Origin of the sequence: Mucilaginibacter inviolabilis (assembly GCF_011089895.1) — a bacterium.
Taxonomy (GTDB): domain Bacteria; phylum Bacteroidota; class Bacteroidia; order Sphingobacteriales; family Sphingobacteriaceae; genus Mucilaginibacter; species Mucilaginibacter inviolabilis.
Map to the genome: position 1 here is coordinate 2946469 of NZ_JAANAT010000001.1, position 24073 is coordinate 2970541.

21 protein-coding genes are annotated in these 24073 nt (G+C 42.8%); 12 read left to right on the forward strand and 9 right to left on the reverse strand.

Features of this window, described 5'->3' with window-relative positions; all coding sequences use genetic code 11:
- Window positions 1–75: 75 nt before the first annotated feature.
- Together G7092_RS12025 and G7092_RS12030 are read right to left on the reverse strand one after the other, a co-directional pair.
- Window positions 76–2553, reverse strand: a complete 2478-nt coding sequence (locus G7092_RS12025) for a glycoside hydrolase family 31 protein (protein ID WP_166089559.1) — start codon at window positions 2551–2553, stop codon at window positions 76–78.
- A 582-nt stretch (window positions 2554–3135) separates the two neighbouring features.
- Complete coding sequence (locus tag G7092_RS12030) at window positions 3136–4839, reverse strand: alpha-amylase family glycosyl hydrolase (protein WP_166089561.1); 1704 nt, start codon at window positions 4837–4839, stop codon at window positions 3136–3138.
- Window positions 4840–5089: 250 nt separating this feature from the next.
- On the opposite strand from G7092_RS12030, the gene G7092_RS12035 reads away from it, so the two are divergent.
- Window positions 5090–5623 (forward strand): P-loop NTPase family protein, encoded by a 534-nt coding sequence (locus tag G7092_RS12035; protein WP_166089563.1) that lies wholly within the window; start codon window positions 5090–5092, stop codon window positions 5621–5623.
- An 87-nt stretch (window positions 5624–5710) separates the two neighbouring features.
- On the opposite strand, the gene pgmB is transcribed toward G7092_RS12035, so the two are convergent.
- The gene (gene pgmB, locus G7092_RS12040; RefSeq protein WP_166089565.1) at window positions 5711–8707 is read right to left on the reverse strand and encodes a beta-phosphoglucomutase; all 2997 of its coding nucleotides are present in this window, start codon (window positions 8705–8707) and stop codon (window positions 5711–5713) included.
- A 209-nt stretch (window positions 8708–8916) separates the two neighbouring features.
- Here pgmB and G7092_RS12045 point away from each other — a divergent pair, with 209 nt between their 5' ends.
- Entirely contained in the window at window positions 8917–9279 is a 363-nt protein-coding gene (locus G7092_RS12045; protein ID WP_166089567.1) for a hypothetical protein, read from the forward strand.
- A 110-nt stretch (window positions 9280–9389) separates the two neighbouring features.
- Window positions 9390–9920 carry a ferritin gene (locus G7092_RS12050; RefSeq protein WP_166089569.1) on the forward strand — a complete coding sequence of 177 codons (531 nt, stop codon included), beginning with the start codon at window positions 9390–9392 and terminating at the stop codon, window positions 9918–9920.
- A 130-nt stretch (window positions 9921–10050) separates the two neighbouring features.
- Here the strand turns inward: G7092_RS12050 and G7092_RS12055 are convergent, their stop codons facing one another.
- On the reverse strand, window positions 10051–10308 hold the full coding sequence (locus G7092_RS12055; protein ID WP_166089571.1) for a (2Fe-2S) ferredoxin domain-containing protein: 258 nt from the start codon (window positions 10306–10308) through the stop codon (window positions 10051–10053).
- Window positions 10309–10383: 75 nt separating this feature from the next.
- Window positions 10384–10989, reverse strand: coding sequence for a DUF6624 domain-containing protein (locus tag G7092_RS12060; RefSeq protein ID WP_166089573.1), 606 nt, complete (start codon window positions 10987–10989; stop codon window positions 10384–10386).
- A gap of 119 nt (window positions 10990–11108) precedes the next feature.
- Between G7092_RS12060 and G7092_RS12065 the strand changes: the two genes are divergently transcribed.
- From G7092_RS12065 to G7092_RS12085, 5 genes are all read left to right on the forward strand, one after another.
- Window positions 11109–11552, forward strand: coding sequence for an SRPBCC family protein (locus G7092_RS12065; protein WP_166089575.1), 444 nt, complete (start codon window positions 11109–11111; stop codon window positions 11550–11552).
- 37 nt (window positions 11553–11589) lie between these two features.
- Entirely contained in the window at window positions 11590–11943 is a 354-nt protein-coding gene (locus tag G7092_RS12070) for a VOC family protein (protein ID WP_166089578.1), read from the forward strand.
- A gap of 88 nt (window positions 11944–12031) precedes the next feature.
- The gene (locus G7092_RS12075) at window positions 12032–12580 is read left to right on the forward strand and encodes a thermonuclease family protein (protein ID WP_166089581.1); all 549 of its coding nucleotides are present in this window, start codon (window positions 12032–12034) and stop codon (window positions 12578–12580) included.
- A 163-nt stretch (window positions 12581–12743) separates the two neighbouring features.
- Window positions 12744–15179 carry a penicillin acylase family protein gene (locus tag G7092_RS12080; RefSeq protein ID WP_166089584.1) on the forward strand — a complete coding sequence of 812 codons (2436 nt, stop codon included), beginning with the start codon at window positions 12744–12746 and terminating at the stop codon, window positions 15177–15179.
- A 118-nt stretch (window positions 15180–15297) separates the two neighbouring features.
- Complete coding sequence (locus G7092_RS12085; protein ID WP_166089586.1) at window positions 15298–15636, forward strand: hypothetical protein; 339 nt, start codon at window positions 15298–15300, stop codon at window positions 15634–15636.
- A 96-nt stretch (window positions 15637–15732) separates the two neighbouring features.
- On the opposite strand, the gene G7092_RS12090 is transcribed toward G7092_RS12085, so the two are convergent.
- Window positions 15733–16404: a lipid-binding SYLF domain-containing protein gene (locus tag G7092_RS12090; RefSeq protein WP_166089588.1), complete on the reverse strand. Its 672-nt coding sequence runs from the start codon at window positions 16402–16404 to the stop codon at window positions 15733–15735.
- Between the two features lie 187 nt (window positions 16405–16591).
- Here G7092_RS12090 and G7092_RS12095 point away from each other — a divergent pair, with 187 nt between their 5' ends.
- Window positions 16592–17578, forward strand: coding sequence for a LuxE/PaaK family acyltransferase (locus tag G7092_RS12095; RefSeq protein WP_166089591.1), 987 nt, complete (start codon window positions 16592–16594; stop codon window positions 17576–17578).
- A gap of 165 nt (window positions 17579–17743) precedes the next feature.
- Window positions 17744–18439 (forward strand): PH domain-containing protein, encoded by a 696-nt coding sequence (locus G7092_RS12100; protein WP_166089593.1) that lies wholly within the window; start codon window positions 17744–17746, stop codon window positions 18437–18439.
- Window positions 18440–18567: 128 nt separating this feature from the next.
- Here the strand turns inward: G7092_RS12100 and G7092_RS12105 are convergent, their stop codons facing one another.
- From G7092_RS12105 to tyrS, 3 genes are all read right to left on the reverse strand, one after another.
- Window positions 18568–19023 (reverse strand): RES family NAD+ phosphorylase, encoded by a 456-nt coding sequence (locus tag G7092_RS12105; protein WP_166089595.1) that lies wholly within the window; start codon window positions 19021–19023, stop codon window positions 18568–18570.
- Window positions 19023–19520: an Xre family toxin-antitoxin system antitoxin gene (locus tag G7092_RS12110; protein ID WP_166089597.1), complete on the reverse strand. Its 498-nt coding sequence runs from the start codon at window positions 19518–19520 to the stop codon at window positions 19023–19025. Before G7092_RS12110 ends, G7092_RS12105 begins: the two co-directional genes overlap by 1 nt.
- 164 nt (window positions 19521–19684) lie before the next feature.
- On the reverse strand, window positions 19685–20968 hold the full coding sequence (gene tyrS, locus G7092_RS12115) for a tyrosine--tRNA ligase (RefSeq protein ID WP_166089599.1): 1284 nt from the start codon (window positions 20966–20968) through the stop codon (window positions 19685–19687).
- A 158-nt stretch (window positions 20969–21126) separates the two neighbouring features.
- Here tyrS and G7092_RS12120 point away from each other — a divergent pair, with 158 nt between their 5' ends.
- On the forward strand, window positions 21127–21798 hold the full coding sequence (locus G7092_RS12120) for a hypothetical protein (protein WP_166089601.1): 672 nt from the start codon (window positions 21127–21129) through the stop codon (window positions 21796–21798).
- Window positions 21799–22011: 213 nt separating this feature from the next.
- Window positions 22012–23985, forward strand: coding sequence for a 30S ribosomal protein S1 (gene rpsA / locus G7092_RS12125; protein WP_166089603.1), 1974 nt, complete (start codon window positions 22012–22014; stop codon window positions 23983–23985).
- Window positions 23986–24073 lie beyond the last annotated feature (88 nt).

The following is a 24073-nucleotide window of genomic DNA, read 5'->3' on the forward strand; positions in this document are numbered from 1 at the left end:
CGTACCTCGCAATGACGCGCGGGAAGGACAAAGGTAGCCACATAACTAAAAAGGCCCCTAACGGGGCCTTTTTAGTTATTTTAAAATTTCGATGTGTTTGAAATTCTTACTGAACTTAAACTCTACCGTGCCATCGGCGTTGATCACGAAATCGTTGACCACTTTGCCATCGGCCAGTATTTTGCCCGGTTTAAATGGTAGTCCGATAATATTGAGATGGTAACCTTCATAGCGCGGGGTGTACAGGCCTTCCATGCTCTGATGAATGGTCATCTCGCGGGAATTGCCGTTTACCACAAACTTTTTCTCGAGGTAAATATCCTGCTCGTAGGCAAAGGTTTCGCCGTAATCTTCAAACAGGAAAGAGTTCACTTCATAGTCCGAGTAGTAGATATTTTGTTTCACCTCTTCTATCTCATGCTCGCCTACATATTGCATTACCGGATATTCGGGTATTACCGAGCCGGCTTTTACAAACAGCGGCATAGTTTCCAAAGGAGTTTCTACACTTACTTCTTTACCGCCTTCTACTATCTCATGCGTCCAGAAGTTAAACCATTTGCCTTTAGGCAGATATACATTACGCTTAGTTTGACCTGGCTCCATTACCGGACAAACCAATATCTTATCGCCATAAGTAAACTCATCCTGGCGGAAGTGATTCAGTTTCACATCCTGCTCATGCATTACTATCGGTCTCAATATCGGGAAGCCATAACGGTGATGCTCCCAGAAGGTGGAGTAAAAGTAAGGCATCAGTTTATAGCGCAGTTCGATAAACTTACGGTTGATGGCCGTAAACGGTTCGCCAAAGCTCCAGGGCTCACGCTCCTTGGTATCCCCTGCCGAATGCGCGCGCATAAATGGTGAAAATGTACCCATCTGGATCCAGCGGGTAAACAATTCTCCATCGGGTTCACCGCTAAAGCCGCCAATATCGGTACCGCAGAACGGTATACCCGATACAGAAAGACGCTGGCATTGGATATTACCTAATTTCAAATGCTCCCAGGAAGCCACATTATCACCAGTCCAAACGGATGAAAAACGTTGTACGCCTGAGTAACCCGCCCTGGTAATGGTAAAAGGGCGCTTATTTTTCATGATGTTACGCAAACCCTCATAAGTGGAGCGTACCATTTGCATACCATATACGTTATGTGCCTTACGGTGCGATCCGCGGAAACCATCGTACTGGTGGCGTACATCATCGGGGAAAGTACCGGCGCCAAATACGGCGGGCTCATTCATATCGTTCCAAACACCGGCTACACCCATTTGCACCAGCTCGTCAAACAAACCGCCCCACCAGGTACGTACCTCAGGGTTGGTAAAATCCGGGAACTGGCAGCGGCCCGGCCAAACATGGCCCTCCATAAAGTAATCGTCGCTACGGCGGCAAAAATATCTTTTCTCCTTACCTTCTTTAAACACAGCGTAATTATCGTCGACCCGTATGCCCGGGTCAATGATCACCACGGTTTTAAACCCATCGGCGGCCAGTTCGCTGATCATTTTTTTAGGATCAGGGAAATATTTGCGGTTCCAGGTAAAACAGCGGTAGCCATCCATATAATCAATATCCAGGTAGATACCATCGCAAGGGATCTTATTATCACGGAAACCACGAGTGATCTTTTTCACCTTAGCCTCCGGATAATAGCTCCAGCGGCATTGGTGATAGCCCAGTGCCCAAAGCGGTGGCATAGGATGGGTTCCGGTTAATATATGGTAGCTTTTTACCACATCCATCATATGCGGCCCATGGATATAGTAGTATTGCAGTTCGCCACCATCGGCCCAGAAACTGGTTTTGGTAGTATCTTCACCGCCAAAGTCAAACTGTGCCTTAAAGGTATTATCGAAGAAAATACCGTGTGCTATACCTTCGTTTACACTGATGTAAAAAGGGATGCTGCGGTACAGCGGGTCCTGGTTCCACTGAAACGAATAAGCGTCTGTGTTCCAGTTTTTTAAACGTTTGCCGCGCAGGTTAAATTCGGTTGGTTTATCGCCCAGGCCAAAAAAGCTTTCGTCGGGATGGCAGGTTTTGGTGCAAAACACGTAGTAGCCGCCAAACTTTACATTCTCTTCCCAGTGCATGGGCACCGCATCGGTACTGGTTACGTGGTTTTTACTATCAGAAAATGATATAAAAAAGTCCTTTTTACGGATATGACAGTTTATCGATTTAGTGGCTACCCGAAATTCCATCTCATCTTCAAACAAGGTAAACTCGGCGGCTTTATGTTCCAGTTTGGGAACCGCGTAGGAAAAATCTTCCAGAAAAACTCCATGCGGCGCTAATCGTACCCGGATAATCTCGTCGGTCACTACAATCACTTCCACCTTCGCATCGCCATCGGTAAAGTAGAATTTATTCCCCAGCTGATCTGCATGATTAGGAATACCCAGGTACTTTTTGATGATGGGCTTTATCGCATCGGCCGGGTTATTGAGGTGGTGAAATTCCTCATCCTCTTCTTCAAGTATGTGCTCTGCTTCAACTAATTTACGAGGTATCAGCTCCTCATTTGGTATATTACTTTCCATTCAAATCTATTAGAGGTCTGCTACAAATATGTATAAAGTGTACTTACTACGCAATATACGACTATTGAATTAATGAAAAATCATTAACCGTGCCATTAAACGCAATTTCTCATAAATTTAATTTAATTTTTATATCGAATTTTTATTGGGCTGGTGGGAAGCAAAGTGAAGATGAATATCGTAGAGCGCTCAATTGCCGCTGTGGCTGTTACTTTGTCTTGATACAAAGTAACCAAAAATCAAGTCAGCAGAGAGGCTTCTTGCGCACTTGGCCTTTACCCTGCAAAGCGGTCAGAACCACGGGCTGCAATTATTTTGCCCCACTTCGTTCCCGCATTCCCCTACGCTTCAGCAAAAACTTGCTATGCCCCACATCCGCACAGGCCACCATTGTTCTGCCCGCTTTCGCCCGAAGCTGTTCTGCTGACGGTGGAAATGAAATACAAGCTGGGAAATAAAAAATATGTCATTGCGAGCGTAGCGTGGCAATCCCCTCACGTTCTCATAGGCAAGAACGCGAGAAGATTGCTTCGTCGTTCCTCCTCGCAATGACATGAAGGAAAATTGGGGAAGTATCGCCGTTTAAAACGCCAGCAACAATCCGCCCGAAGCAGGTATGCTTATACCCACCCCGTTTCTGATATCATCCGTATGGAATTTTACTTCGCTAAGCAAATCAGTGAACTCTGTTTTGCCGTTTAGATTGAGTTTGCTGAGCAAGTCGTCAGGAAATTTAACAGTCAACCCGCGTTCGGCGCGGTTAAAGTTAGCGATAACCAGTACACGCTGTTCATCCGTGTAACGTAGATAAATGTATAATAACTGATCGAACCCGGGTTGATGTTCGTTGGTCATCATCAGTTCATAAAAAAGTCCATTGCTTAGGGCTTCATTATCTTTTACGCTCAGCAGTAATTTTTGATAGAAACTGCGCAGGTTGTTTTGACTTTCGGACAGATTCGCGCCATCAAATGCTCCGTTATTGAGCCATTTCTGATGTTCGGGTACACAACAGTAATCAAATATAGAGGTACGGCCATCATCGCCACTGAAACCCTGATGACCTAAAGCTGGCTCGCCCACTTCCTGACCCGAATAGATCATAATCGGACCGGTGTTCATGGTAGCGGTCACAATCATGCCGGGTACGGCCAGCCAGGCGTCGCCGGCAAAATAGTGGGAGGCGATGCGCTGCTCGTCGTGGTTTTCCATAAAGCGCAGCATGTGCTGGTCGATACCATGACAATGGGTATTCCATACATTGTTGATTTCCCAGGTATTGGCGCCGTAATCGTTACGGGTTAGGCGACGGATGGCATCGTACAAACCCACCTTATCGTACAGGTAATCAAAGCCCCCTCTGAAAATATAATCGCCGTATTTGTTTTTATCATAGGCTTCGCCGATGAATATGGTACCGGGATAGGCTGCCTTGAGTTTGGGGATAACCCAGGCCCAAAACTCGGTGGGCACCATCTCTACCATGTCGCAGCGGTACCCGTCTATACCCTTTTTACTCCAAAAATTCAGGATGTCGTAAATTTTGTTCCACAGCGGCGGTATTGGGTCGAAATGACCATAACGGCCGTTCATATAGTCGACCCCGTAGTTCAGCTTCATGGTCTCGAACCAATCGTTGATAGACGGCCAGGCACTGAATACATCGTTACCGGTAGCCTTTGCGGGATTCTCATCAAAATGCCCATCCTTCAGCGGACTGTGGAACTCATCCCCACCGGGATTATAACCCGATGGCACTACAAAAGGCTGACCGGGGATATAATAAAAATCATTGTGTGGATCGAAAGCTTTGCTTTTGTCGTCATCCTGTCCAAAATCACGCACTTCGGTGGGTTTTACATCCGAGGCGTAGGTGCGGGCCACGTGATTAGGCACCAGATCCATGATTACTTTAAGACCATTGTTATGGGTGCGCTGTATCAAAGCCTCGTATTCGGTCATGCGATTGTTGACATCAACAGCCAGATCGGGAGCTATGTCATAATAATCCTTAATGGCATAAGGCGAACCTGCCCTGCCTTTCACAATATCCGGATCGTCATTGGCGATGCCCTGGGCAGTATAATCGGTCATGGTGGCGTGCTCTATAACGCCGGTGTACCATACATGTGTAAAGCCCATAGCCTTGATTTCCTGCAGGGCTTTGTCGGTAATGTCATTTAGTTTACCAACCCCATTTTCTTCGATAGAACCATTGACTTTGTTAAGCGTTTGTGTGTTGCCAAACAGGCGCGGCAGGAGTTGATATATGATGAGTTTATTCATTCTTTTAGTATCAAGTAGCGAGTATCAAGTATCAAGACTTTTTACGGGATTTTGTTTGGAAATGATTATTTATATCTATTGTATTGAATTATTTCAAAACTATTTTTTGGGCAGAAAAATTATTGCACCAAAATCATAGTTTTTTAATTAAAATTTAACACTTTCAACATACGTTTGCGGTGCATTTAAACAGGCTTGTCTTCGTTGCTTAATCAAAGGAACAGGCAATCTAATTTTAAGATTCAAGAAGATGACATCACTAAATGAACTTGGGCAGCGGATATGCATTCTAGGCCCAAGTAATAGCGGCAAATCAACGCTGGCAAATCAGCTTGGAGAAAAACTAAATATTCCGGTATGTCATCTCGACCAGCTTGCACATATTCCCGGAACAAACTGGCAACTACGAGATGAGAAAGAATTTGCCGCCGATCAGGATGCTTTTCTTGAAAAAGAATCATGGATTATTGAAGGTAATTATAGTTTCTGCATGCCTCAGCGTTTTGCAAAAGCGACTTCTTTAATTTGGATAGATCCAAATTTTTTAGGTTGCTTTTTTCGATGCATCTCAAGATGCATAAAAAATGACCGTAACAGACCGGGCCGGCTAAAAGATGCAACGAATGAATTTAGTTTTGAAATGATGAATCACATTCTGTTTAAATACCCTAAAATTCGTCAGAAGCATAAAGCTATACTTTCGGGATATACTTTTCCGCTCCTTTACATTCATTCCATGAAAGAGTTGAATCAATATTATATGAAATGGGGTCTAAAAAGATAATTGCTAAGCGATATTAACCGCGCTATTCGAAGTCAGAGATCTGCGCTGTTCGAAGTCTCTGACTTCGAACGCCTATGTCTGTAGTCTTCAGACTACAGACATAGCGATCGTTACTTCTGCATTGCCCTCAACCACATGCTCATTACCATAAACTACCACTGTGGTTTCCTTATCCGAAGCATTTTTGATCTGCACGCCATCCTTACTTACCTTAACATTCAGCAATGCTCCCCTGAAACCGATATGGAACGAAAATGACGACCATTTTGCAGGAATAAAGGGTTGGAACGATAACCTATCATCGCGCACACGCATACCTCCAAAACCTTCCACAACCGACATCCAGGTACCGGCCATCGAAGTGATATGGCAGCCATCCTCGGTGTCGTTATTATAATCGTCAAGATCCAAACGGGCGGTGCGCAGGTAAAATTCATAGGCCCGGGCTTCGTCGCCTAGTTTGGCAGCTAATATGGCATGCACACAAGGCGACAAGGAAGACTCATGCACGGTGCGCGGTTCATAAAAATCAAAGTTGCGACGAATGGTTTCCAGATCAAACCTGTCTTCAAAAAAGTAGATCCCTTGCAATACGTCAGCCTGTTTGATATAGCAGGACCGCAGGATCCTGTCCCAGCTCCATTTCTGGTTCAGCGGACGGTCGGCCGCGGGCAGGTCTTTCACCAGGATCTGCTCTTTGTCCAGGTAGCCGTCCTGCTGTAAAAAAACCTGCAGCTTTTCGTCGTAGCCATAGTACATTTTTTCGATGATGTGCTGATATCTTGATGTTTCGGTGGCTTCGTCGAAATTTATCCTGGCAGCCAAAGCATCATATTTGACTTTATCGGCGGTTTTTACTTTTTCAATCACTTCCATGGCATACCCCATGCACCAGGTAGCCAAAGTGCTGGTGTACCAGTTGTTGTTGATATTATTTTCGTACTCGTTTGGCCCGGTTACGCCCAGCATCACATACTGTTCCTTAGCCTGCGACCAGCTTACCCGTTGCGACCAGAAACGGGCAATGGCTATCAAAACCTCCAGGCCATAGTCGGTTAAATAGGATTCATCGCCGGTATAGCGCACGTAGTTAAAAATGGCATAAGCGATGGCCCCATTGCGGTGGATCTCCTCAAAAGTGATCTCCCACTCGTTGTGGCATTCGGTACCGTCCATGGTTACCATAGGATACAGGGCGGCGCCATCCTTAAAGCCCAGCAGGGCGGCGTTCTCAATAGCTTTACCCAATTGCTTGTAGCGATACAGAAGCAGGTTGCGGGTTACCTTCTGATCGGCGGTGGCCAGGTAAAAAGGTACGCAATAAGCTTCGGTATCCCAATAGGTGGAGCCACCGTATTTTTCACCGGTAAAACCTTTGGGACCGATGTTCAGGCGATCATCCTCGCCGGTATAGGTTTGATTGAGCTGGAATATATTAAAACGGATGGCCTGTTGTGCCGATACATCACCCTCAATAATAATATCATTATGTTCCCATTTTTTGGCCCAGGCGGCAGCTTGCTCGGCCAGCATGGTGTCAAATCCTTTGGTACTGATACGGTTAAGGGTATCATTCAGATTAGCCACCAGATCTTCTGGTTTGTGATTTTGCGAAGATAGATTAGCCACATATTTGATCATGCTAATACTTTGCCCCTGCTGTGCCTGCACAGTTATCGCAGAGGCTATATATTTTTCTTTGGCGATAGCTTCTGCATTGGCCGACACAGCTTGCCCGTTTTGCAAAAGGCTGAACTTCATGCCCGTGGCTACTTCAAAGCCCGTTTTTTTGGTACGCATGACCACGTAGCCACCATCGGGTTGACTGGCTTTACTTACCTCGTCCCAGAACTTTTCGTCGTAGTTGGAGTCTTTGTTTGCTATATCACCATCGATAGCAGGTGTCAGGGTAAAGGTTCCACTAAAGTTTATGGGGGTGATGGTATATTTTATAGCGGCGGCCTCATCATCAACCATACTGCAAAAGCGGACGGCTTCTACCTCTACTACTTTGCCGCCCGCTGTTTTGGCATTGAAGTTTCGTTTGAGGAAACCCACTTTCATATTTAGTTCCCGGCGAAAGTTGCTTACTTCACATTTAGCCAGGTCGAGCTGTTCGCCATCGAGGTTTACATCGATGATCGTCCAGTTAGCGGCGTTGAGTACTTTGGCAAAATATTCGGGATAGCCGTTTTTCCACCAGCCTACACGGGTTTTGTCGGGATAATAAACTCCGGCTACATAGTTGCCCAATAATGATTGTCCGCTGTAAGCCTCCTCAAAATTAGCACGCTGGCCCATGCGGCCATTACCCAGGCTAAATATACTCTCTGATATTTGATGATGCTGCGGATCGAAGCCTTCTTCAATAATGCTCCAGGCGAGCCCCCCCTGCCCCCTAAAGGGGGAGCTATTTGCAGGGGGCTCCCATTCGCCAACTCCCCCTTTAGGGGGGCGGGGGGCTTTATCTAACCCACTCACCACCAAATCAGCCTCATACAACACCTTAGGGTCGCCTATGCCAATGGCTTTCATGCCACCTGTTTTGGCTGCCTCTACCCCGGCAATGGCGTCTTCAAATACCACGCAATGTTGTGGTTCGATGCCCAGCGCTTCAGCTCCCTTCAAAAACACTTCAGGATCGGGTTTGGGCTTAGTCACGTTATTCCCGTCGATAATGGCATCAAACAGGGGCACAATCTGCAGCTTCTCCAAAATAGTCATGGCATTTTTACTGGCCGAACCCAACGCGGTTTTGATACCCGCGTCGCGGCAGCTTTGCACAAACTCACGTGCGCCGGGAAATATTTCGGCGGGCGTCATCTGGTTTATCATTTCTACATACCAGGTATTTTTTTGAGTAGCCAGCTGTTCCTGCTCGGCCTCGGTTTTGGTTATGCCGCCCCAGCCCAGTATCAGTTGTAACGATCGTACACGACTTACGCCTTTCAACTGTTCGTTCTGCTGCTCGGAAAAATCAAAACCCAGGGAATTGGCCAGGCGTCGCCAGGCTTTGTAATGGTATATGGCTGTATCTACAATCACGCCGTCGAGGTCAAAAATACAGGCTTTAATGTTATCCATTTTATACAGTGTATGTGAGCCCTAATGTATTGTTTTTGGATTGGGGGAACAAAGATTTTTGGAGAAATGACAAAAGAAAAAATCCTTACTCCTTGCTCCAAAAATCCCAAAATCTAAAAGTACTCCTACCTTCCTTAAGCTATGTTAATAAAAAACCCACTTCTTTATTTGGATTAATTATAAATAATAATAATCTTTGTGCCCGAGATATGATTACCACCATTACAACAACCACTTCATGGACAGATGTTTTTAAAACATCGGCAGGAGCCATTTATCAATGCGATGCCGAGCGTTGCTGGTATGTTGATTTTGCGGGTAAGGTTGCCAAATTCGATTATCGCTGCCTGTTAAAGCTGCGTAAGTCGGTTTATCATATCGATATTGAGCAAGCCCTGCTCAATACCACAAAAGATCCCGATGTAGAGATTATTTTTATCTGTGCCTGTGATCATTGCTATGTACTTTCATTACTACAAATCATAGCCCTCAAAGAATTATTAGAAGGTACTTTTGTCATGCTGGAGTTAAATCATATCCTACATGAACGCCTCTGTGGCATAGCCAGTTAACTATTTAGACTAATACTAAATTCATATTATTTAAAAATTATAGTTATATTAACTTATAGCACTATTATTGCATCATAATACCTGCAACACGTTATTAATTTAATAAAACTATGAAAGATCTACTCCGCATAAAAAGCCTTATTTCAACCGAAATTGAAGGGCTTTTAAACCAACAAGTAAAAAAAGAAGCCCTGTCTTCATCTATATATTTATCTATGGCTTCCTGGTGTAACCGTAATGGTTACGATTTTTCGTCCGACTATTTTTTTAAACAAGCTGAAGAAGAAAGACACCACCAATTAAAATTTTATAAATATATCCTGGATATGGGCGGCAATGCTGTATCGCCAGAAGTTACCGGCATTAAACAGGAATATAACTCCTTTCGCGAAGTGTTTGAAGAAGCTTTGGACCAGGAGATCAGCGTTACACAATCTATCAAAAATATTTATGCACGTTGCATGAAAGAGCAGGACTTTGTAACTATGGAGTTTCTGAACTGGTTCCTGAAAGAGCAACGCGAAGAAGAATACAAAGCCCGTCGTGCCCTTGAACTGTTTGAAGTTATCGGCGAAGAAGGTACTGGCAGATGGCAGATCGACAAACACGTTGGTCAGATCAAATACGATAGCGAGGCGTAAACCCCTCCCAATCCTCCTCAAAGGAGAGGCTATAAAAAAATGTCCTTTTGCTTTTGCAGAAGGACATTTTTATTTTATTCAAATTTTTTTATCAGAAGTCTCACCCTTTAGGGGGAGATTTAGAGGGGGCTTATATCAAATCCATCAACTTCAATACATCCTTAGGGTGATATTCCTTTAACCAGGTATTTCCTGGCTGGATACTGCATATGGGGGCATATTTACACCTGTCGGTACATTCTGTTTCTATAACTTCAATTTCTTCGTGACCGTGATGATGCTTGGCGTATGCTTTAGCCAGTTTAAACATATCCTTGCCACCCTTCTTGCCGCACTTGCTACCAACGCATACATACAGTACTTTGTCTGGTATGGTAAATTTCCCCATCAGGATACTTAATTTATGGTTAACATTAAAGCAACAAAGATAAAACAATAAAGTTCCATTTGTGCAATGCGATACCTATTGAAAGTTTTTTACATAGGTAGCAAGTGGCTCAAGCCCAACCTCCTGCCGAAGTTGATCAACCAATTTGGGATCTTTTAATGGAAATGGTGAATACTTCCCGGTTTTACTATCCCGGGACAATTGCGTACCATAAATTTGCTTTTGATCTTTATTAACCAGGATACGATCGGTGAGATAGGCATATTTCTCTTTGCTGGCATTATTTTTAGCAATTTGCTGCTTCATCAAGGCTAATACCCGCTCCTGGAAAGGTATATCATCATCACAATGCTGAACAATGGCCCAAAAACTATCGCTCGAACTGCCAACCAAATCGTAACCCGGGTAGCCGTATTTTTTGATAATTGACTTTGCTTTCAATTCGTTAATACGATCAGCTTCTGCCCAGTTTTTTTGGATAATTTCATCGCTGTAAACCGATTTTTCTTTCCGGTATTTTTTGGTGAACTCTATACGCCAAAACTGATCGGTTTTAAACATAGAGTCGATCTGTTTTATCAACGCGGTATTTTTTTTAAATACTTGTGCCGATGGCGCTACCATGAGGTATCCACATAGCAATGCCAGAATAAACATTGTTTTTATAACTAATATTCTCATAGGGGTAATTAAAATAACTAAATGTATAGTTATAATAATAACTTACCAAATAATTTAAATTTTATTTGCGTAACCCAGAAGTTACTTATACTTTTACGTAACCTCAAAGTTACACATAAATGAAAAGAGACCTTGTTATCAAATGGCATTTTCCGCACTCTCCAGAAAAAGTATGGGAATGTATTACCAATCCAGAACTGATTAGCCAATGGCTCATGAAAAATGATTTTAAGCCTGTGGTTGGCCACCAATTTCAGTTTCATAGCAAACCATTGCCTAAAATGGGTTGGGATGGTATTGTTTATTGCGAAGTACTGGAAGTGATACCTAACCAGAAACTGGTATATACCTGGAAAGGCGGTCCAAGGCCCGGTATTATAGGTTTAGATACTTTGCTTACCTGGACACTAAGCCCCGATGGAGAAGGCACCCGTTTGGTATTGGAGCATAGCGGCTTTAAAGGGCTTAAAAACATGCTCTCCAGTATATTTATGGAATCCGGTTGGAAAAAACACATCACTCGCCGAATGATTAAAATACTAAATGAAATACCAGGAGTTTAAGTATCAGCTTTAAAATCACCAAAATAAAACCAAATAAATGAAAGCAATTGAAGTTATCTCTATCCCGGTTACTGATCAAACCCGGGCTAAAGAATTTTATCAAAAACTGGGCTTTGAAATTTTAGTCGACGCTCCTTTTGGCCAGGGTCAGCAATGGGTACAGTTAGGTTTTCCAGGCACGGCTGTTTCTATTACGTTAGTAAACTGGTTTCCTGAAATGCCAGCAGGCAGCGTCCGTGGCTTTGTCATTAAAACAGATGATCTGAACGCTGATATTAAGGACCTTACCGCCAAAGGCATTGAACTGGGAACCATTGATGATACTCCATGGGGAAAGTTTTTGGCCATAAAAGACCCTGACGGAAACGTGATGAGTCTGCATGCTGAGTAATGATTGTCTGAATCAAAATTTATAGACTTTTGATAATTCTATAATCCTGTAAATTCTGATTCAGACAAAAAATCTGCACATTTGAAAAATGTTCAAAAAGTATCACACCTGCCTTCTTCTATGTTTGCTATTACTCTGGGGTTGTAATCCTAAACCTGCTAATCAATACAAAGTAGTTAAAATAAAAGATGGTGATACACTGGGCCTGCTCAGTAATGATAACCAGCAAGTCACCGTTCGTCTGGCTGAAATTGATTGCCCCGAAAAATCACAGGCTTTTGGCAAAGCAGCCAAAAAATTCACCTCCGACTTGTGCTTTGGGAAGGACGTTACCTTAATAGGAAATACTAAAGACCGTTACGGCCGTACCATTGCCCTGGTCATTTTGCCCGACGGCACCAATGTCAATTATCAGTTGGTAAAAAATGGCTTTGCCTGGCATTATAAAGCCTATTCGCAAAGTGCAGAATTAGCCCAGTTGGAGCAAAATGCCCGCGAAAATAAGCTGGGCCTTTGGCAGGACGCCAACCCTACCCCACCCTGGGAGTATCGTAAAGAAGGCCGTTCATCCGGCTACGATAATAATCCATACAAAAAACACTATAAGCGTAAACCAAAGCTTGAGGATGTATATTAAAACTGTAACTTTATGTCCAGTATCAAGTAGCTAGTATCGGGTATCGAGACCCAATAACATATCGATATATTGTGATTTAGCTACCGTCAGGATTTCAGAAAACGCACCTGTAATAAAACAGTCCTGATACTTGATACTAGCTACCTGATACTAAAAAAAGCATATGAAGTTTACAAAAGCGTTTTTATCGATCGCCTTTACACTCGCCCTGATTTGGGTACTGCAAAAAAAATTTGGCCCGGCACCGCCATTCGGCGATTTTTTAAGTCCGGCTGATGGTTTTTGGCAAAATGCCGAAAGCAAGAATATTTTACCAACTACGCATTTGATGCTTCCCGGGCTTACCGGTAAGGTGACCATTAAGTATGATGAGAACCGCATCCCGCATATTTTTGCCGACAACGAACATGACCTGTACTATGCACAGGGCTACATAACTGCTACCGAGCGTCTTTGGCAAATGGACATACAAACCCGCCAGGCTGCCGGCCGGCTGGCCGAAGTGCTTGGCCCCCAGCTGCTCGAGGTCGACCGTTATCATCGCCGTATGGGTATGGTTTATGGCGCCGAAAAAACCTTAAAAGCCATGATGAACGAGCCGGCCGTGCGCCAGATGGTACTGGCTTACACCGATGGTATTAATGCCTACATTCATCGCCTGCACCCACGCCAGTATCCCATTGAATTTAAACTGCTTGATTATGCACCGGAAGATTGGAAGCCCATTAACTGCGCTTTCTTACTCAAGCTGATGAGCGAAACACTGGCGGGAGGTTCCAATGAATTTGCCATGAGCAACATTCTCAAAAAGTTTGGCCCGCAAACTACCGGTGACCTTTTCCCCGATTATCCTTTTCATGAAGATCCTATAATACCTTCGGGCACCAAATGGGATTTTAAACCGCTTACCATTCCAAAGCCATCCGCAAGTTTCCTGGCCCAGATGAATGACAGCGCTAAGCGCATGGTAAAGGCAGAAGGCATAGGCAGTAACAACTGGGCTGTAGCCGGTAATAAAACGGCTAATGGATATCCTATTTTGGCCAACGACCCACACTTAAATCTCACTTTTCCGTCTATTTGGTACCAGATACAGCTTACAGCACCTTCTGTAAATGTGTATGGAGTATCGTTACCCGGTTCGCCCTGCGTTATATTAGGTTTTAATAATAACATCAGCTGGGGTATTACCAATGTAGATGCCGATATTTTGGATTGGTACCAAATCAAATTCAGAGATAATAAAAAGGAAGAATACTGGTACAACAACCAATGGAATAAGACCAATCGCCGTGTAGAAGTAATCAACATTCGCGGTCAGGAACCTTTATATGATACGGTTATCTACACGCATCACGGCCCGGTGGTTTATGAAGATAAAACCAAACAAGGAAAGGGTAATGATTTTGTACCGGTGGGTGACGCTTTAAGATGGATAGCCCATGATGAATCGGACGAACTGATGGCTATGTATATTTTAAACCGGGGTAAAAACTATACCGATTACCGTAAAGCGCTTACCTACTTTAATGCCCCGGCCTCTAACTTTGTATTTGCCAGTAAGGATAATGATATCGCCATCACCCCCAACGGCAAATACCCATTAAAATATCGTGATCAGGGTAAATTCATACTGGATGGTACCGACCCTGCCGACGACTGGCATGGCTGGATTCCGTTTGATCAAAATCCTACGGTAAAAAACCCTCCGCGAGGTTTTGTAAGTTCGGCCAATCAATCATCAACAGATCCAACTTATCCGTATTATATCAATTGGTCGTTTGCCTCTTATGAACGTGGTAAGCGTATAAACGACAGACTTACCGCTATGCAAAAAGCAACGGTGGATAGTATGCGTATCCTGCAAACCGATACCTATAGCATCCGCGCACAGGATGTGCTGCCAACCCTATTAAAATATCTTGACGTTACCAGATTAGATCATGATCAGCTATCGGCATTAAGCATGGTTAAAAACTGGGATAAATTTTATAGCGTTGGCTCAACCGGGGCATCAATTTTTAACTCGTGGTGGGTACAATTTTATGGAATGGTTTGGAGCGATGAATTTAAGGATAAGGACTTGCAGGAAAATTATCCCTCTATGGACAGAACCGAAAAGCTATTGATACAACAACCCGGTGCCAAATGGTTTGACAATGTGAATACACCTGCTAAAGAAACCTGTGCAGATATTGTTACCCAGTCATTTAAAACCGCTGTTGCCGGTTTAGTAAAAAAATACGGTAAACCTGGCCCGGCATGGGCATGGGGCAAGGTTAAAAAAATGGAGATAACTCACCTTACCCGCCAGGAAGCTTTTAGCTCTGGCAATTTTGAATCGGGTGGAGCAGGTTCAACCGTAAATGCCCTGCATGACGGGCACGGTCCGTCATGGCGCATGGTGGTACAAATGGGGCCAACAGTAAAAGGGTACGGCATTTTACCCGGTGGCGAATCGGGCAATCCCGGCAGTTTTTTTTATGATGATATGCTAAAAATCTGGCAAAAAGGGGAGCTAAAAGAATTGCTGTTCCTTCAAGCACCCGATGAAATGTCTGATCGTGTCAAAACAACATTAACAATAAACAGCAAATAAGATAAATTTAGTATCAAGTAGCTAGTATCAAGTATCATGACTTTTGAACAACTATCGACAAATACAAGTATCTTGATACTTGATACTAGCTACTTGATACTCTAAAGAAAATAAGATTATGTTATTCCTCATTATACTCATATTATCATTTGCAAGCGGTTTCTTTTTGCCCTGGTGGGTAGTGGCTATTGCGGCATTTTCGGCAGCCTTCTTTATCGGCAAAACATCGGGGCAGGCATTCTTGTCGGGTTTTTTAGCGGTGTTTATCGTTTGGATAGTGTTGGCTTTATTTAAAAGCATCCCAAACGATCATATATTGGCCAAAAAAGTGGCAGTTATGTTTCATTTACCAGGCTGGGGTTATCTACTGGTGATCACCGGGATTATCGGAGGGCTGGTGAGCGGTTTCGCGGCGCTTTCGGGCGTGCTGCTCAAAAAGGCTTTTGAAAAAGAATAAACACTAATTACACAAATGGCTTCGAATTAACACAAATAAAAATTGAACTATTCAATTCGTGTAATTCGAAGCCATCCGTGTAATTAATGTCCAATTTTAGAATGCGCCAACTGCTTCTTTTAGCGCAGCAACTCCATCTTTATCGCTTTTTGAAGAAGCAAAAACTTCCTGCGAAGTAGATTTATCGCCATAAAAATTGGCGATGGCACTTTTATCAATGGCCAGGTTTGAACCATTAATAGTTATACCGGCAAATAAACCGCGGCTGCGTGAGTAAGAGTAAACCTCGGCTTCCAGCTTATAATCGGTACTGGCCGATGAGCTGCGACCAACAGGACCTGCCGCTGCCGAAATATCGCCACCGATGGTAAAATCGCCGTTTTCAACTTTGGTCAATACTCCCTTGTGATGGAATACCAGGATCAGGTCGACAGATTGTACACCAATCTGTAAACCAAAGCTACCACCGGTTAGGGTTACAAACACAGGGTCGCTCCACTTGCCATTAGCCAACTTTACCATGGCTACGCCTCTGCCCCGTTTACCACCAATACCAAAACCGGCATTAATCATTTTAGGGATAACAACAATTCCTTCCGACTGCTCCATTAACTGATGCGGGATGGTTTCACTCATTTTGGCAAACTCCTTTAATACATTAGCAGCATTATGTACGCGTTCCGTTTCTTTATCGCCTGCTTTGGCCGAAATCAGCACAAAAAACAAGCTTAGAATCAATGGGAACTTCAAAAATTTCAATGTTTTCATGGGGGTAAAATTACAATTTGTACAATGTTATATATAATTACTAACCCCCAAAACGCATACTTGTTTACATAATTGTGCAAGCAAACGGTCATTTGTTTTTGGTTTGAACCTTAGTATCCATGATTCGGGGAATCTACACATCTGAAATCCACACATCTGCACATCAATATTCTTATCTTTGCGAATAATGAACACACCGGATAAACAACAGGTATTTTCTATCCATAACACAACCGATTTTGATCAGGCAACTCTGCAGGTCTTTAGGCATCAGGCCAAAAACTGCAGCGTTTACGGGCAATTTATTTCGGGACTAAAAATTGATGCGGATAAGATTACTTCGGTTGAGCAAATCCCTTTCCTACCGATAGAGTTTTTCAAATCGCACCGGATACTGAGTACTAATGCCCCGGTTGAATTAACGTTTACCAGTTCGGGTACTACAGGCATGGTTACCAGCAGGCATTTGGTAAGTGATAAAACCTGGTATGAGGATAGTTTCCGTGATGCTTTTCAATTGTTTTATGGTGATATCAGGGATTATACTGTATTAGCCTTGCTGCCATCATACCTGGAGCGCGATGGTTCATCACTCATTTATATGGTTGATGACCTGATCAAACAATCTCAAAATCCCGATAGCGGTTTCTTTTTATATAACCACGACGAACTATATCATCAGCTACAAAAACAACAAGCGGCCAAACGGCCCACCCTTTTGATCGGAGTTACTTTTGGTTTACTTGATTTTATCGAAAGCTATCAGATCAATTTTCCAGAATTGATTGTAATGGAAACCGGCGGCATGAAAGGCCGGCGTAAAGAAATGATCCGCGAGGAGCTGCATGACACGCTCTGCAAAGGCTTCGGCGTAAGCCACATACATTCAGAATATGGCATGACCGAACTACTGTCACAAGCCTATTCCAAAGGTGATGGTATTTTTGAATGCCCGCCCTGGATGAAAATCATCATCCGCGATACTAATGACCCTATCAGCACGTTAGCAAAGGGCAAAACAGGCGGCATCAATGTGATCGATCTGGCCAATATCAATTCCTGCTCATTTATTGCCACGCAGGATTTGGGTAAGATCAACACAGACGGCGCATTTGAAGTATTAGGCAGGTTTGATCAGTCAGACATCCGCGGATGCAATTTACTGATTGCTTAGTGTATTTTAGTATCAAGTAGTTAGTATCAGGTAGCATGACATTTTCTGCATGATCATATCGGGTTTCAGAATCTTGATACTTGATACTAACTACTTGATACTAAAATCTTGACTCTTTTAACCGGTATTATTATTATTTTTGCACGCAGCACAAATGCTAAAATCATGATTGAGAAATTTTTAAACGAGGAACAGGATCCTAAAGCAGTTGAAAAAGTATATTCCCGCCTGGTAGACCTGCTATCTTCTGGTGAAGAGATCATTTATATAGCGGTTCAGAAAAAGCCATTGGTAAACTTATTTCCGGATTGCATTGCCATTACCAACAAACGTGTGTTATTTTTTACCCCGGCCAACCTGGGCTTATCTATCAAGTTTGTTGATTTTGTTTGGAAGGATATTGTTGATGTACATACCAAAGAAGAAATCATTGGTGCTGTATTTAGCGTAAAAACCACCAATGGCGCCGAAATGGCCGTTGATTACCTACCCAAGATCCAGGGCCGTAAATTATATCAATATGCCCAGGAGCGTAAAGAAATTGAGCGCGAAGCCCGTCGCCAGCGTGATCTGGAACAAAAACGTGCCGAATCAGGCTCTATTCAGTTTGACAATCCCGCTGCTGCCCGTACAACCACTGCACAACAAGCCTTTACTGCGCCAGCTCCGGTAGTTGTTGAACAGCCCGCACCAACTCCTGTTGCTCCGCCAGCACCGGCACCCGCACCAGTTGTGCATGAAGCGCCAAAGCCGGATGAGCTTACCGAAAAATTAAAAAAATTAAAAACGTTGTTTGATAACGGCCTGATATCCCAGGAAGAATACAATCACAAAAAACTCGATCTGCTGAGTGATTTGTAAAAGTCATTATAAAAAAGGGCGGTAAGTTAAAACTTACCGCCCTTTTTTGTCATTAGGTCATTGCTGTTTTTAGTAATGACTTAATGACGATTTATCAAATGACTCAATGACTTTTATAATATAATGATCTAATTTAAAAGCCGGTCGTCAAAACTAAAAGATTCTTTATTCACTATTTTAATATTTTTGGCTTCGGGGTGTAATGGGTTAAGTATATAATTGTACTCTGCCGATACTATAGCCGATGGTACGCGCATGGCCAGGTATTCCTGCTTTTTCAGAAACTCGTCGCCAAGTTTTCTTAGCGCCACCGGGCCCGAAACGTCCTGCCAGTTATCAGGTAATAAATCCGGGTTTAGTTCTGTGATGCTGTAATTCGGAACGTCAATCTGAGCCAAACAAAAATTTGCAGGAACAATTAAAGGATCCAAATGTACCAGTACTTCCAGAACCGCTAATGATCGGGATGAGGCCAGATAAAGCATGGGCTTCCCCTCACTGTTCCAGCGGCCGCCGTATAACCTGGCTCCCGTTCCGCTCAGATCATCCACATATTGGCATTTCGCTATACGATATAAAACCATCAGGCAAAAATACCGTGCTCTATACGGCCTAACTCCCTAAAAACCATATCAAAACCGGCAGAAGTATCCAGGATGGTTACCGGGGCCTCGCCCTTAAACACGTAGCCTGGAGTTTTTACCCATATTTTAAATTTATCCATGGAGCCAAAAACCTCCTCGCCACGGGTATACAGGCGGGCCAGTTCAACAGCCTTTTCGGCGTACTCCGTTTTAATGATGGCGTTATCATCATAACGTTGTAAGGTACGCTCCGAGATGTGTAATATATTGGCCAGCTCTTGTATATTGAGGGATATTTTTTTGGCTAAGGAAAGCAAAACGCTTTTTGGGAAGCCTTTACGCGCCAGGTTAATGATATCAAAATCTGTAGAAAATTTAACAGACTTTGCCCCCTCGAGTAAATGATAAAATGAAGGAACCGGAGCCTGAACGGCGTACGCTGCCATGGGCTCATTCAATTCATTTTTTTTGCTATCAATTTTTGTTTTGTACGACATATATACAAATATACTTACCATTTGTCGTATTTCCAAAGTTTTTCACAATAAAAAAAGCGATGAGTTTTAAACTCATCGCTTTTTTTATTAAGTCATTATTCATTGAGTCATTAAACCGGCTAATGACCTAATGACGCCAAAAGCTAATGAAATAATGACTTAACTTATTCAGCAACAATCAAAAAATAATTCTTCTTGCCTTTTTGTACCACCAGGAATTTATTATTGATCAAAGCATCGGCAGTATAAATATCATCGGCAGTAGCAATTTTAACTTTATTAATAGCCGAACCTCCGCCTTGTATCATCTTTTTAGCTTCACCTTTTGACGGGAATATGGCCGTTTTCACAGCCAGCAAATCACTAACATTGATGCCTTGCTGCAACTCAGCTAAAGTCACGCTAAAATTAGGCACACCGGCAAACAGTCCCAACACCTCGGCATCATTCAGTTCATTTAAAAACTCAATGCCTACGTTGCCAAATAAAAACTCAGATGATTTAATGGCCTTTTCATACTCTGCTTCACCATGTACGCGTATGGTTATATCTTTGGCCAGCGCTTTTTGTAATATCCGTGTATGCGGCGCTGCATCATGCTCCACCTCCAAAGCTTCAATCACATCACGCTCAAACAACGTAAATATGCGGATATATGCTTTGGCATCAACATCGGTGGTATTTAACCAGAACTGGTAAAACTGGTATGGCGATGTGCGCTCTGCATCCAGCCAAACCGCGCCGCTTTCGGTTTTACCAAATTTGGTACCATCAGCCTTTTTGATCAGATTGGTAGTTAGGGCAAATGCTTCGCCGCTATCTTTACGGCGAATGAGCTCAGTACCGGTCACAATATTACCCCACTGATCGCTGCCCCCCATCTGGATGCTGCAATTATGGTGTTTCCACAGGTAATAAAAATCGTAACCCTGCACTAGCTGATAGGTGAACTCGGTGAATGACATCCCGGTATCGCCTTCCAGGCGTTTCTTTACCGAATCTTTAGCCATCATGTAATTAACGGTAATGTGCTTGCCTACATCGCGGATAAAATCAAGAAAGGTAAAATTCTTGAACCAATCGTAATTATTCACCATTTCGGCACTATTGGCGCCGCTGTTAAAATCCAGAAAACGGGTCAATTGCTTTTTAACCGACTCCAGGTTATGCTGCAAAACCTCTTCCGACAGTAAATTACGCTCCTGCGATTTACCTGAGGGATCGCCAACCATACCGGTAGCACCACCAACCAAAGCATAAGGTTTATGACCGGCCCGCTGAAAATGGATCAGCGTCATGATTTGCGTTAGGTGACCAACATGCAATGAATCGGCGGTTGGGTCAAATCCTATATATCCCGAAGTCATGCCTTTATTCAGCTTTTCTTCAGTACCCGGCATTTCGGTATGCAGCATTCCTCGCCAGCGTAATTCTTCAACAAAGTTCATATTCAATATTTCAAAGGCTGCAAATATAAGAGAATAATTGGCTGGGCCGAATAGCTATATCACACCTATACCGGGTTAACTACAGGTAAAATCTATTTCAAATAATTACTTATTTTTTGTACCTTGAACAAAAGCCACTATTTTGCACAGTAGCGCCTATGAATTTTTTATCGCATTATTACTTTGATCGTGATATAAACAACTGTTACCATATATTAGGTATCGTTTTGCCCGATCTTTTAAAAAATGCCGATAAAAATATCATCCTTCATCCAGAAAAACTGCACCATCCCGATAAAAACATCAACTCTGTTATTGCCGGCTGGAATAAACACCTGGCGGTCGACCGTTATTTCCACTCCTCTGATTTTTTTACCCTTCACTCCCATCAGTTAAAAAAACAATTGCTGCCCGCTATTGAAGGTTCACCGGTAAAGCCGTTTTTCCTGGGACACATCGCACTGGAACTAATCATTGATAATCTATTACTTACTACAGGTAAAATACAGGTTGATGACTTTTACGCCAACCTGGCGGCTTGCGAAACAGCGGTGATCAATAACTTTTTAACGTTCTCCGGATTAATGGACAGTAATGTTTTCTTAAAGTTTTTTGACGATTTTAAACGCAGCCAGTACCTGCACACTTATGCCGAAACGCACCAGATAGCCTATGCCCTAAAACGTATTTGTATGCGCATCTGGCGAAATCCTTTTACCCCGCAGCATGAGGCATTAATGAATGAAGTACTGAGCGATTACCGCGACTATCTGCTTCCCGACTTCATGTCGATATTTGAAGAAATTGCCAATAAGCTGATCACTATTTAACAGTCTGTTTATCATTTAACCTATTGTTAAAAAGCATCAACCCAGGTCTTTTTCGGAGTTCAAATGGTAAAAACTCCATGACAAAGGCGCTATTTATATCAAAAAGCCTTAAATATCAGCAATTAACATTTAAATATTCTTTTATTTAATAAAATTATATACCTACCTTTGCAGTCCCAATTAACAAATTGGGAAAAGGAGAAAAATTATTTAATGGCAAAAAAACAAGAAGCAGAAAAAGAATTAAAAGCGAAAGAAGCTGAACTGGACACAGTTACCGCATCTGGCGAAAAAGAAACCATTGAATCAGAAGCTGATTCAATATCTATCGAAGAGATCAAATCAAAAATTGCAGCTACTCCAAGTGCGGATTTCGACTGGGATGCAGATGACAAAAAATTTGGTAACTATACCGATAGCGACCGTGAGAAATTCGAGAAAATGTATGATGGAACTTTCAGCTCTATCACCAAAGGCGAAATCATCACCGGTACCGTTGTTAATGTTAACAACAAAGATGTGGTACTGAACGTAGGATTTAAATCAGACGGTTTAGTTTCAGTATCAGAATTCCGTGACACACCAGATCTGAAGATCGGTGACAAAGTTGACGTTTTTGTTGAATCACAAGAAGATGCTAACGGTCAGTTAGTACTTTCACGTAAACGTGCAAAAACTCAAAAATCATGGGAGCGCATTAATTCAGCCCTTGACAATGATGAGATCATCACTGGTTTTGTGAAGAGCAGAACTAAAGGTGGTTTAATTGTTGACATCATGGGTGTTGAAGCCTTCTTACCTGGCTCACAAATCGACATCAAACCTATCCGTGATTACGATGTGTATGTAGGTAAAACAATGGAATTCAAAGTTGTTAAGATCAACCACGAGTTTAAAAACGTAGTGGTATCGCACAAAGTGCTGATCGAAGACGATTTGGAAAACCAAAAAACAGAAATTGTTGCACGCCTTGAAAAAGGACAGGTATTGGAAGGTACCGTTAAAAACATTACCGACTTTGGTGTATTTATTGACCTTGGTGGTGTTGACGGCTTACTGCACATTACTGATATATCTTGGGGCCGTATTGAGCATCCACGCGAAATTCTTTCATTGGATCAAAAAATCAACGTTGTTGTGCTTGACTTTGATGACGAGAAAAAACGTATTGCTCTGGGCTTAAAACAATTAACTCCTCATCCTTGGCAAAGCCTTTCTGAAGATATTCAGGTTGGTTCAAAAGTTAAAGGTAAAATTGTTACCGTTGCTGATTACGGCGCATTCCTTGAAATCATCCCTGGTGTTGAAGGTTTGATCCACGTATCAGAAATGTCATGGTCACAAAACCTGCGTAACCCTCAGGAATTCCTGAAAGTTGGCGACGAAATCGAAGCACAAGTGTTAACACTTGACCGCGAAGAGCGCAAAATGTCATTGGGTGTTAAACAATTAACTCCAGATCCATGGCAAAATGCTGCTGAGAAATATGCTATCGGCACTCAGCACGTTGCAACAGTTAAAAACATGACCAACTTTGGTGTGTTTGTTGAACTGGAAGACGGCATCGACGGCTTGATCCACATCTCTGATCTTTCTTGGTCTAAAAAAGTAAATCACCCTAACGAATTCACTAAAGTTGGTGAAAAATTAGACGTGGTTGTTTTAGAACTTGACGTTGAGAACCGCAAATTAAGCTTAGGTCACAAACAGCTGGAAGAAAACCCTTGGGATACTTTCGAAACCGTATTTACCATTGATTCAATTCATGAAGGTACTGTATTGAAAGTAACTGACAAAGGTGCTATCGTAGCTTTACCTTACGGTGTTGAAGGCTTTGCGCCAACCAAACACCTGGTTAAAGAAGATGGTAAATCAGTAAAAGCTGAAGAAACCGCTGAATTCAAGATCATTGAATTTAACAAAGAGAACAAACGTATCGTTATTTCACACTCACGTATCTGGGAAGAAGCTCGCGCTGACGCTCGTGTACAGGAATTTGAAAACCGCAAAAAAGAAGCAAAATCTGCTAGCAACGCGGTGAAAAAAGTGAAAGAATCAGTTGAAAAATCAACTTTAGGCGATCTTAGCGTATTAGCTCAGTTAAAAGAGCAAATGGAAGGTGCTGAAAACAAAGCCCGCAAGGCTGCACCAGCTAAAAAAGCTGAAGAGTCTGAAGAAGAAGCATAAGCTTTAACTGAAGCAATATTCTCACAAAGCCCTTCCGTTTTTCGGAAGGGCTTTTTTGTTGAGCAAGTTTTTGTCATTTCGATAGAGC